General features: G+C 62.5%; 7 protein-coding genes. All 7 read right to left on the bottom strand.

What is annotated here, in order from left to right; all coding sequences use genetic code 11:
* Positions 1–40 precede the first annotated feature (40 nt).
* A complete protein-coding gene (locus tag DYQ94_RS17410; protein ID WP_311542248.1) occupies positions 41–829 on the bottom strand; it encodes a DUF4198 domain-containing protein in 789 nt (262 codons plus the stop codon).
* 68 nt (positions 830–897) lie between these two features.
* Complete coding sequence (locus tag DYQ94_RS17405; protein WP_080951559.1) at positions 898–3933, bottom strand: TonB-dependent receptor; 3036 nt, start codon at positions 3931–3933, stop codon at positions 898–900.
* 98 nt (positions 3934–4031) lie between these two features.
* Positions 4032–4973, bottom strand: a complete 942-nt coding sequence (locus DYQ94_RS17400) for a FecR family protein (RefSeq protein ID WP_052757255.1) — start codon at positions 4971–4973, stop codon at positions 4032–4034.
* Positions 4970–5566 carry an RNA polymerase sigma factor gene (locus DYQ94_RS17395; RefSeq protein ID WP_202979741.1) on the bottom strand — a complete coding sequence of 199 codons (597 nt, stop codon included), beginning with the start codon at positions 5564–5566 and terminating at the stop codon, positions 4970–4972. Before DYQ94_RS17395 ends, DYQ94_RS17400 begins: the two co-directional genes overlap by 4 nt.
* 81 nt (positions 5567–5647) lie before the next feature.
* Positions 5648–7474, bottom strand: a complete 1827-nt coding sequence (locus DYQ94_RS17390; protein WP_160954707.1) for a PepSY domain-containing protein — start codon at positions 7472–7474, stop codon at positions 5648–5650.
* Positions 7471–8160: a PepSY domain-containing protein gene (locus DYQ94_RS17385; RefSeq protein WP_046932600.1), complete on the bottom strand. Its 690-nt coding sequence runs from the start codon at positions 8158–8160 to the stop codon at positions 7471–7473. Before DYQ94_RS17385 ends, DYQ94_RS17390 begins: the two co-directional genes overlap by 4 nt.
* Positions 8161–8228: 68 nt before the next feature.
* Positions 8229–10949: a TonB-dependent receptor gene (locus DYQ94_RS17380; RefSeq protein ID WP_046932598.1), complete on the bottom strand. Its 2721-nt coding sequence runs from the start codon at positions 10947–10949 to the stop codon at positions 8229–8231.
* Positions 10950–11002: the final 53 nt, after the last annotated feature.

Raw genomic sequence — 11002 nt, 5'->3', positions numbered from 1 at the left:
ATGACTGGCGTCAAAGGGGAGAGTACCACCTACGTGCTTATCAGTGCCCGGCGTGCGGGGAAATCTCAAAGCTCAGCGACGCCCGATCCGACACAAAATCCAAGCCCTTTTGTGTAGAGGGCACCATGTGATTGGTGTGGATGTACCAGGTCTTGGCGGCGGTCACCTGGAAACTGGCTTGGCCTTGGGCATCGGTGCGCAGGAGCGTGGCGCTACCGTGCCCGCCCTTGACCGGTGCCTCAGCACGATGGCCGACGTACACGCGCAGGTTGGGCACTGGCGTGCCCTGCTGCAGCACCTGGAACGACAGCTGTTCGCCGACCTTCACGCTTCCAGGATTGCGGGCCAGGCGGATCTCCAACGGATAGCCCAGCGAGCTGGCGAAGTCGTCGGTCAGTTTCGTGCCCACCTGGCCAATGGCGCGGGCATGCTTGGTATAGCTATAGGTGACCCCTTTGGGAAACTTGCTCGCGTCATAGGTGGCCAGCGTATCGGGCAAGTCTTCCAACTCCAGGTACTTGCCGAACTCGCTGGCCGTACGTGTGCTGGTGGACGCCATCGTCGAGACACCCAGCAGATAGGTGCCCTCGCCCGCCGGATGCACGGTGAGCTGGCTTTGCTTGCCGACCTCTTTCCAACTGCCTAAGTCCGGGGCCGCCGTGGCACCGCCCTGGCTGAGCGAAACGTCCTGTAGACGCGCCCGGGTGACTGCGCCAGCACTTTCATCGAAGGTGCCATTGTTCACCAAGGCGGTGTTCGCCTCGCCCGCTGCGGTGCCGGGCTTGGAGAATGCGACAAACAGGTCGTGCGCGCCGGCGCTGCCGGCCACAGCGAACAGCAGTAGCGCGGCGGATAGTTGCGTGTTTCTCATGATGTGTTGCTCCTTGGGATCGTGGCTTACCAGTGGTAACCAAAGCGGACGTTCCAGCGACGACCCAGCAAGTCGTACGTCATGGTGTCGGTGTTGGCGTTGGGGTTGTTCTGCACGAACGGCGCCTTCTTATCGAGTACGTTCTCAACGCCGGCGGAGATGTCCCATTTCTTCTTGATGCCGTAGCTCAGTTGTAGGTTGTGGTACACCACGCTGGACACATGCGAACCGATCGTGCCGGGCACGGCGATGATGTCGTCCGCGCTGCCGATGTACTGCGCCGAATAGACGCCAGTCCAACGGTTCTTGCCCATGCGCAGTGAGCCCAAGCCACGCCACTGGGTGTAGCTACCCAAGCCGCTGGTGATCTTGCCGGCGTACTCAATGGTGGTGGCACCGGCGAAGGGAGTGACGTCGTAACGCTCAAGATACGAGGCGTCCAGACTCGCGCTGGCCTGCCAGCCGGCCACGTCGAACTGATACAGCACGCCGATATCCACGCCTTCGGATTCCTCGCTCGCCGCATTGACCTGCTGGGACGAGAGGTAGTTGACCTCTCCGGTGACCGGATCACGGGTGAAGTTGGCCGGCGAGCAGAACGGATGGGCCAAGTTCGGCGTGGTGTAGCACGCACGCAGCTTGACCGAGCCTTCAATGCTGCGGATCGCATTCTCGATGCGGATACGGTAATAATCGGCCGTGAGCGTCAGCCCCGGCGCAAAGCCTGGGGTCCACACAAAGCCTGCCGTGAAGGTCCGCGCATCTTCAGGCTTGAGATCGGGATTGCCGCCGGTCGTGGTCAGGATAGTGTTGCCCAACTGACGAAAGTTGGTCGGCACCCCGGCGGCCTGACAGTTGGCCCGAATGACCGAGTCCGCGGGCAACGTGCTCCAGTTGCTGCACGGATCCAGGGTGGTCAGGCTGCCTTGGCCGATGCCGCCAAACAACTCGGGGATGCTGGGGATACGAAAAGCCGTCGCGTAGTTGAGACGAATCTTCAGCGGTTCGGCCACCTGCCAATCCAGCCCCACTTTGTAGTTGGTGTCGCTGCCGAACAGGTCGTAGTCGGAATAGCGGCCGGCCAGGTTCAGGGTTGCGTAGTCCACCAACGGGACGTCCTGCAGCAGCGGGACGGCGAACTCGACAAAGGCTTCCTTGGCCGAGTACTCCCCTTCGATCGGATCCTGACGCACGATGTTGGCGCTGCCGTTGACGACCAGCGGATCTGGGTACAGCCATCCCCGTTCCTTGCGAAACTCCACGCCCGAGGCGAACGCAACGCTACCGGCAGGCAAATCGAACAAGGCACCGGAGATCGTACCGCTGACCCCTTGCTGGCTATTGCCACCGGATCCACGCTGGGTAAACAAGATGTAGTCCAGCACTTCGGGAGTCAGGTTGCCGTAGCCCAGGTAGTTGCCGCACGGAATAGCCGCCCCTGGTGTGTTGCTGCACAGGCTTGTGTTGAGCGTGTTCTCTACCCGATCCAGGTTGGCGATGTTGGTCGAGCTGTCCGTGGCCGAGTTACGGCCCCAGTTCATCGCGACATTCCACGCCCAGTTATCGCCCCACTGCCCCTCCAGACCGAGCACGGTACGGAACGTATCGACCTCCTGCTCGGTGATGCGTGCACCGGCTTCTTCCAGACGCCGACGTTCCAGGGTCAGGTTCTGGCCGGTGGGATTGGTCGGATTGGTGGCAGCGATCCGAATGGTGCGATACACCCCCAGGGTGTTGGGCGAAGCGCGCTGGTTGGACTGGCGATTGGTCGCCATCAGTTCGGTGAACAGACGGGTGTTCTCGGTCAGGTCGAACTGACCAAAGCCGCTCAAGCCCACTCGCTTGATCGGACTGACCGCATTGAGCAGCAAGTTGTAGTTGTAATTGTGCTTGGCCGGATCATAGAGCTCGTAGGAGCGTGGATCCCCGTTGGGGTCCTGGTTGAAGTTGACCACGCGTCCATCGGCCAGCCGGGCTCGCCCACCGATGGTGGACGAGTTGCCCACGCACTGCAGGGTGCCGGCCACCACACCCAACGGACACGGTGCCCGCGACGCCATGGTGATCGTGCCGCTTTCGGCATAGGTCAGGGCGCCCGACATCGAGCTGCGCTCTCCGGTGGTGCCGAAGGCCAGGTTGAAGGAGCCGATCTCGCCGTCACCCTGGAAGGTCTGACCATAGCGGGTGGATAGCTCCACGCCATCCATTTCCTTGCGCGTGATGATGTTCACCACGCCGGCCACGGCATCGGCACCGTAGATGGCCGATGCGCCGTCCTTCAGGATCTCGATGCGATCAACAAGGGCCAAGGGCACCACGTTCAGATCCACCGAGTTGTTGGCGCCGGTACCACCGTTGACCACGCGTCGGCCGTTGAGCAGCACCAAGGTGCGGTTGACGCCCAAGCCACGCAGGTTGATCTGGGTGGTGCCGTTACCGTTACCCGTCCAGAAGTTGTTGGATTGCGAGCCGGCTGCACCGGCCGATGCAGGCAAGCGCTGCAGCAACGTCTCGACCGAGACGGCACCGGAGCTCTGGATGGTCTCGGCATCAATGACCGTGGTGGGACCCACACCGGACATCTGTGCGCGCTTGATATGACTGCCGGTCACTTGGACCGCATCAAAGGTGGTGGGTGAAGCGGTCGACGGCGTTGAGGCGTCGGCGCCGCCGGAGAGGGAGGCGTTGTAGGCATCGGGACCGGCTTGCCCTACACCAGAGGACGGTGCGTTGCGCGTAGGCGTCGGCGTGTTGGCACCTTCTCGCACGATCGCCAGCGCGCCGCTTTGATCGCGCTTGACCGTCAGTCCGGTTCCAGCGAGCAAGCGGTTCAGCGCTGCATCCTGGGACATGTCCCCACGCGCGCCTGCGGTACGTCGATCACGAACATCTTCGCTCAAATAGACCAGGCGAACGCCCGATTGCCGGGCGTAGGCTTCCAGCGCGACTTTCAGATCCCCTTCGGGGATATCAAAACTGTTCGTTTGTGCAGCGGCGGAGGCCGCGATGACCAGACCACACATGACAGCCAATGCTGTCCTCGCCACTTTCGTACGTGCCATGCATTTTCCCCAGGTCGGCGCGAATCGGCCTGATATCTGTGACGAGAGGACGGCACGCTTCCGGTATGAAATGTTTCAGATTGATGTCTGCTGGTGTCTTAGTGCGGCTGGGAGACGCGAATCTGATCACCCTGCGTCTCCACGCGCAGGTTGAAGCCGGTGGCCAGCAGACGGGCGAAGGCATCCACACCTGTGGCATCGAAACTGCCGCCCACGCGCATGTGTGCCGTTTCCGGATCCATCAGTACCAGCTGCTTATCGTTGTAGCGGTTGAACTGGGCCGCCACATCGGCCAGCGTGGTTTGATCGAACTCCAAGGTGCCGTGGCGCCAGCTCAAGGATCGGCGCACCTTGTCCTGAGCGTTGACCGCCACCAGCGTGCCCGCCGGCTTGCTATACAGCAGTCCCCCGCCCTGCACGATCACCGGCGGCCGTCCCGGTTTGGCCACCAGCGGCTCAACGCGCACCTTGCCTTCCAGCACGGCCACTTCCAGGCGTTCGCGTTCCTGCCTGACCGAGAACTTCGTTCCCAGTACCACGACCCGATGCTCGCCGGCGTGGATGACGAACGGGTGCGCCGGATCGGGCTTCACATCAAAAAATGCCTCGCCCTTGTCCAGCCACACGTGGCGCAGCGAGGGGTCCACCTGCGCCCGCAGCTGCGTGTGCGTGTTGAGCTCCAGGCGGGAACCGTCCGACAGGGCGATCACTTCCCGGCCGCCAACCTCGGTGCTGTAGCGCGTGCCAGGGCCCCACCCGGTGAGGGTGAACAGCACCGCCAGCATCGCAACGCTTGCGGCAATAGCCCAGCGCATCGGCGCTCGCCAACGATGTATGCGTGGTGGCTGCACGCCGCGCACCGCTGCCAAGCGGTCTGCGCGCGTCCACACCGACTTCAGGCGAAGCCAAGCCACACGATGAGCGGTGTCCTGTTCCAGCCAGGCTTGCAGCTGCATCTGGTCCTGTGCAGTCCATTGCGGGGACTCGGCACGGTTGATCCATTGCGCCGCGACCTGTTCGATGTCCTTGTGTGGGCTCATGGCTGCGAACGTTCCTTGTTGAAGCGCCGTGACGGACGCTGGATCTTGCCGGTACCGCCGAGCATGAAGTCGGCCAAGGCCCGCATACCCAGCAGGGTCTGGCGCTCTACCGTATCTTCGGCGATCCCCAAGCGTCCGGCCACTTCGCGCTGGGATAGACCGTAGATCTTGCGAAGCTCCACGATCTGTCGACATTTGTGGGGCAGTTTCTGCAAGCCTTGCTGCAAGCGGCGCAGTTCATCACGGGCGCCCAAATGTCGCTCAGGCGTGACCTCATCGCTTTGCATGACCGCCTGCTCCACATCGGCCATCGCTTCGATGGACACGATGCGAGAGCGGCGAATACGATCGATGAGCAGGTTACGTACGGTGGTCATGACAAAGGGCTTGGTCTGCGCGGGCAAGCCCCGTCGCGCGGCTTCATAGATGCGTGCGTAGGCCTCCTGCCTAAGATCAGGAATCTCGCTGTCCTCATGTCCATGCCGCCGCAGGAAGGCATGGATCAAGCCTTCCAGTGGCAGGACATGGGCTATGAACCACTCATCCAGCGCCGTGGTCACCGGGCTACTCGCTGATTCATCAGGCAGGCTCAAGCACGTCCACTCACTGGGACGAGTGCATGGGAAAAATCCGGTACACGCCGCCCGCCGGCACGGTCGGCCGGCGGGACTGCTTCAGATCTTGAAGTCGTCGAAAGCCACCTGGCTGTCGGGTACCCCCAGCCGGGTCAGCAGCTCGCGTGTGGCCTTAAGCATGGCCGGCGGTCCGCACAGGTAGAACTCGCAATCGGCCAAGGCCTGATGGGCCTTGAGCAGGCGGTCATGCGCTACCTCATGCACCAGGCCCCGCAATAGCGCATCGTCGTTCTGCGCCTCATCCGACAGCACCAGATGCCAGCTGAAGTTCTCGTGCTGCTGGGCCAGGCGCTCCATCTCCTCGATGTAGGGCGCTTCTTTCAGACTGCGGGCGCCATACCAGAAGTGGATTCGTTCACCGCCCTGCCCCGCCAACAGCGTCCGAATCATCGCGCGCAGCGGAGCCATGCCGGCGCCGCCGCCGATGAACACTTTCTCCCGCCCATGGGGCTTGAGCGCAAAGTCGCCGAAGGGGCCGCTGAAGCACACCCGATCCCCGGGCGAGAGCGTGTAGAGGTAGGTCGATCCCCTGCCAGGAGGATGGCGCTTCTTGTCCGATCGTCCAGGACTGAAGCGAGCCAGCAACGTCAGACGCCCCTGTGCCTGATCGACGGGCAAGGCGAGCGAATACGCCCGACGGACCGGTTCGCGGTTGACCAACTTCTCGGGCAGGTCCACGCCCGCCCACTCCTGATGGTGGTGCTCGGGCCTCACCAGCTTGTGGACCGGCACCTCGTAGTTGGGCACATGCACCTGCAAGTAAGCGCCAGGTTGATACTCCGGCCCGGGGACCTCATCGGGCTTGAGCACGATCTCGCGCAGGAAAGGCGTCACCGCCGTGACCTGCTCCACGGTGGCGCCATACTCGGTCCACAGGCTGGCCCCGCCAGCCACCTCGACATCGGTGTCCTCTGTCACGGCCAGGTTACAGGCCAGGCGGTACCCCATCTTGACCTTGCTGGCGCCCAGGTGAGCGCAATCGGCCGCGGTCGCTTTGGGCGCCGCGCCGCGGAAGCGTACCTCGCACAGGCCACAGCTCTGCCCTCCTCCGCAGTTGGACGGCAGTTGCACGCCCTCGCGTGCCAGCGAGACGTAGACGTTGTCGCCTGCCGACGCCCGGACGGTGCGCAGCCGTGTCCCATCCGGACCGAATACCGACAACTCGCGGGCCGGACGCCAGCGGCGCGGCACGAACTCGCTCCAGTGGAAGCTGGCAAACAGCAGCCAGATGCCGGTCAGGGCCAACCACAGACCACCGATTGCGGCGGTGACCACCAGTGGGTTGTTGAAGTTCTTGCGCCCGGTGTAGTCCATGATGTGCAACATCCAGAACACATCGAACAGGCGCCAGGTCTTGTTGCGGTGGTAGAGCACCTCGCCCGTCTGCGCAGACAGGTACACCGTGGTGTCCTGGCCATCGTCGGTATCGATGCGCCACAGTCGCCCTTCGTGATCGCGCACCTCCCCACTCCACTCCAACAGACGCGGCGCTTTCAACGTGCCGGGGCCCGTATAGGAGGCTTGCGCCAAGCGTGTGGCCCAAGCCGCGTCTAAAGTGATGGGTTGGCCGGACACGGCGTTGGCCAAGGTAATGCCCTGGGTATCGGCCAACTGATAGACCGGGGTGTCCAGCAACCAGCCAGAACTGACGCGACTGATCTTCTTGTTCCCAGCCAGGAAGCTGGCCGGCGAGCGGGCATTGGCAGGCCACTCATGGGCCGCATGCTCGTGGGCCTGGAACTCATGGCCCTGCACCTGATCGTGGTCCAGCCAGCTCATCATCACACCACTGGCCATCCAAAGCAGCAACTGCAGGCCGACAATCAAGCCGACCCATTTGTGCAGCGTTCTCATCCAGGGCGTCATGCTGCGGCCCTCCTGCGAAAGCTGTAGAACAGCAACCAAGCACCACTGAGCACGAACACCAAGCCAACCGCCGAGGCCACGCGCAACAAGGTGTTGTTGACGTCCGAACGGGCTTCGTAATCCATGATGTGGAACATCCACAGGAAATCGAACCAGCGCCACAGGCTGTGCCGCCGCGCCAGCAACTCGCCGCTGTAGGGCGAGAAATACAGGGTGGTCTCACCGGCATCGGCGTAGTGCACCGCCCACATGGGAACCGGGCGGGTGGCCACTTCTTGCGGCGCCTGGGTGACCCACTCGACTCGAGCCACGGATGCCTGGCCCTGATAAACGTCTTTTGCCAAGGCGATCGCCATCTGCTGATCGCCCGGGGATAGCACCTCCCCCGTCGTAGCATCCAGCAAGTACACCTGATCGCGGGCGTGAATCTCGTAGACATCCCGCTCAAGCAGTCGCTTCAGCTTGACCTGCGTCATACCCGGATAGCGCCGCTGCAGTTCCTCACCGGACAAGTGGGTAGGTGCCACCAGCGGCTGCTGATGGGCATGGGCCAAGTGATCGCCATGGATGATGTCCAGGGAGATGACCGTCATGTACACGCCACTGATCATCCACAGCAGCGCTTGCACGCCGATGATCAGGCCAATCCATTTGTGGGCCTTGCGTGCCCAGAAAGCCGATTTCATAGTGATCTCGTTCGACAAGAGGACAACGCCTGCTCCCGTCACCAGGACGGGAGCAGGCCAAGCAGGTCTTACCAGTGGTAACCCACGCGGGCGTACCAACGACGACCCAGCAGGTCATACGTCATCGTGTCGGTATTGGCGTCGGTGTAGCTCTGGATGAACGGTGCTTTCTTGTCGTACAGGTTGTCGATGCCGAAGGACACATCGAAGGTCTTGCCCGGCGCGTACTTGAGCTGGACATTGTGGTAAGTCACGCTGGGTGCGTGATCGCCAATGTCGCCGGGGCTGGCATTGATGTCATCGGCCTTGCCAATGTACTGCAGGCTGTAGGAGCCGGACCACGCTTCGCGCTCCATCGTCAGTGAAGTCAACGCGCGCCAGTGGGTGAAGCTGCCACGGCCGCCGGTGATCTTGCCGGCGTACTCGATCACATCTGCCCCTGGGAACGGACGCACGTCGTACTGATCCAGATAGGACACATCCACGCTCAGAGTGGAGTCGAAGCCTGCCACTGCAAATTCATACAGGCCTCCCAGATCGATGCCGCGAACACGCTCGTTGGCCGCATTGACCGGCTGGGACGACAAGAAGTCCACTTCACCGGTGATCGGATTACGGGTGAAGTTGTCATTGCCGCAGAACGGATGCGCCAGGCCCGGGGTGTTGTAGCAGATCGAGAGCTTGGTTGAGCCATCGATACGCTGGATCGCGTTGTCGATCTTGATGTTGAAGTAGTCCACCGTCAGCGTCAGTCCCGGCAGGAAGCTCGGCGTCCAGACCGCACCCACGGTCAGGGACTTGGCATCTTCCGGCTCCAGGTCAGGATTGCCACCCGACGTGGTGAGGATCGTGTTGCCCGGCTGCACGTAGCCTGCCGGTACGCCGTACGCCTGGCAGTTCTGACGCACTACCGAATCAGCCGGCAAGCTGCTCCAGCCGCTACAGGGATCGGTCGTGGTCAGGTTGCCCTCGGCCACGCCACCAAACAACTCGGGGATGTTGGGGATGCGGAAAGCCGTGGCGTAGTTGGCGCGCACCTTCAAGGACGGCACGATCTGCCAATCCAGCCCCACTTTGTAGTTCACGTCTTCGCCGAACAGATCGTAGTCGGAGTAGCGCACGGCGGCATTGAGCGTCAGGCTCTCGGCGATCACACTGTCCTGCAGCAGCGGCACGGCAAATTCGGCGAAGGCTTCCTTGGCCGTGTACTCACCGGCGATCGGATCCTGTTGGTTCGTGTTGGCAATGCCCAGCACCGTCAGCGGATCGGGATCGCGCCAGCCACGCTCCTTGCGGACCTCGATGCCCGAGGCAAAGCCCACCCAGCCGGCCGGCATTTCAAAGAGCTGGCCGCTGATGTTGGCGGTGAAGCTTTTTTGGTCGTTGCCGCCGTTATCGCGCGTCCTGAACAGGATGTAGTTGAGCACCTCGGGCGTCAGGTCGCCGTAGCCCAGATAGTCACCGCACGGAATCGCGGCACCGGGGGTGTTGCTGCACAGCGCCGTGTTGAGCGTGTCATCCACTCGGTCCAGATTGGCCACATTGGTCGAGCCATCCACACCGGTGTTGCGGCCCCAGTTCAGCGCGGCCGACCAATCCCAGTTCATGCCCAACTGGCCTTCGATGCCGGCGACCACGCGGAAGGTATTGGTTTCCTGGAAGAACTCGCGCGGGCCGGCCTCTTCCAGCCGGCGGCGCTGCAGCAGCAAGTCTTGGCCGGTCGGGTTGGTCGGGTGGCTGGCTGCAATGTTGATCGGGCGATAGACACCCAGGCTGCCTGGCGTGGCCAACTGGTCGGACTGGCGGTTGGTGAACATCAACTCGGTGAACACGCGCGTGGTTTCATTCACAGTGCTGTCGCCGAACAGGCTGAAGCTCAAGCGCTTGATCGGGTTGACAGCATTGAGATAGGGATTGCCGTTGTAGTTGTGCTTGGCAGCCGAATACGGTTCATAGAAATCCCCGTCACCATTGGGATCCTGGTTGAAGTTCACGCGCGAGCCGTCGGCCAGCAATGCGCGCCCACCGATGGTGGCCGAGCTACCCACACATTCGAGTTGCCCGTCGACCTCACCCAAGCCGCACGGTGCGCGTGAGGCCATGTTGACCGTGCCGGTCTCCGAGTAGTTGATACCGGCCATCAACGAACCGCGGTCTGACGTAATACCCCAAGCGAAATCGAACGACTTCTCTTCGCCATCACTTTCGAAGGTCTGTCCGTACCGCACCGCCGCCTCGGCACCGTCATAGTTCTTCTTGGTGATGATGTTCACCACGCCCGCCACGGCATCGGCACCGTAGATGGCTGAGGCGCCGTCCTTGAGGACCTCGATCCGCTCGATCAGCGCTACCGGGATAATGTTCAGGTCGACCGAGCTGTTGGCGCCGGTGCCACCATTGACCACACGACGGCCATTGAGCAGAACCAGCGTGCGGTTGATGCCCAGGCCGCGCAGATTGACCTGGGTAGTGCCGTAGCCGTTCTCGGCCCAGTAGGCATTGGATTGGCTGCCGGCGAAACCGGCCGAGGCCGGCAGGCGCTGCAGCAGCGTCTCCACCGACGTGGCGCCGGAGCGCTCGATGGCTTCGGCATCAACCACGCTGACCGGACCAACACCGGAGAGCTGCAGTCGCTTGATATGGCTGCCGGTGACCTGGACGGTGTCCAGCGTCTTGGCCGACTCGCTCGTGGCGCCCTGTTCAGCCTGCTGAGCCAGGGCCACCGTGGAAAAACCGGCGCACAGAAGGGCACCGACGGATACCGCCAAAGGATTGCGCTTGAAGTACATGGGTTCTCTCTCCCCCGAAGGGCAATGCATGCGTATGACCCTGGTGCCCCAGA

The sequence above is a fragment of the Xanthomonas sp. LMG 8993 genome (genome assembly GCF_009835065.2).
In the GTDB taxonomy this organism is placed as follows: domain Bacteria; phylum Pseudomonadota; class Gammaproteobacteria; order Xanthomonadales; family Xanthomonadaceae; genus Xanthomonas; species Xanthomonas arboricola.
The sequence above is the reverse complement of the archived record's forward strand: the minus strand, read 5'-3'. Positions and strand labels throughout refer to the sequence as shown.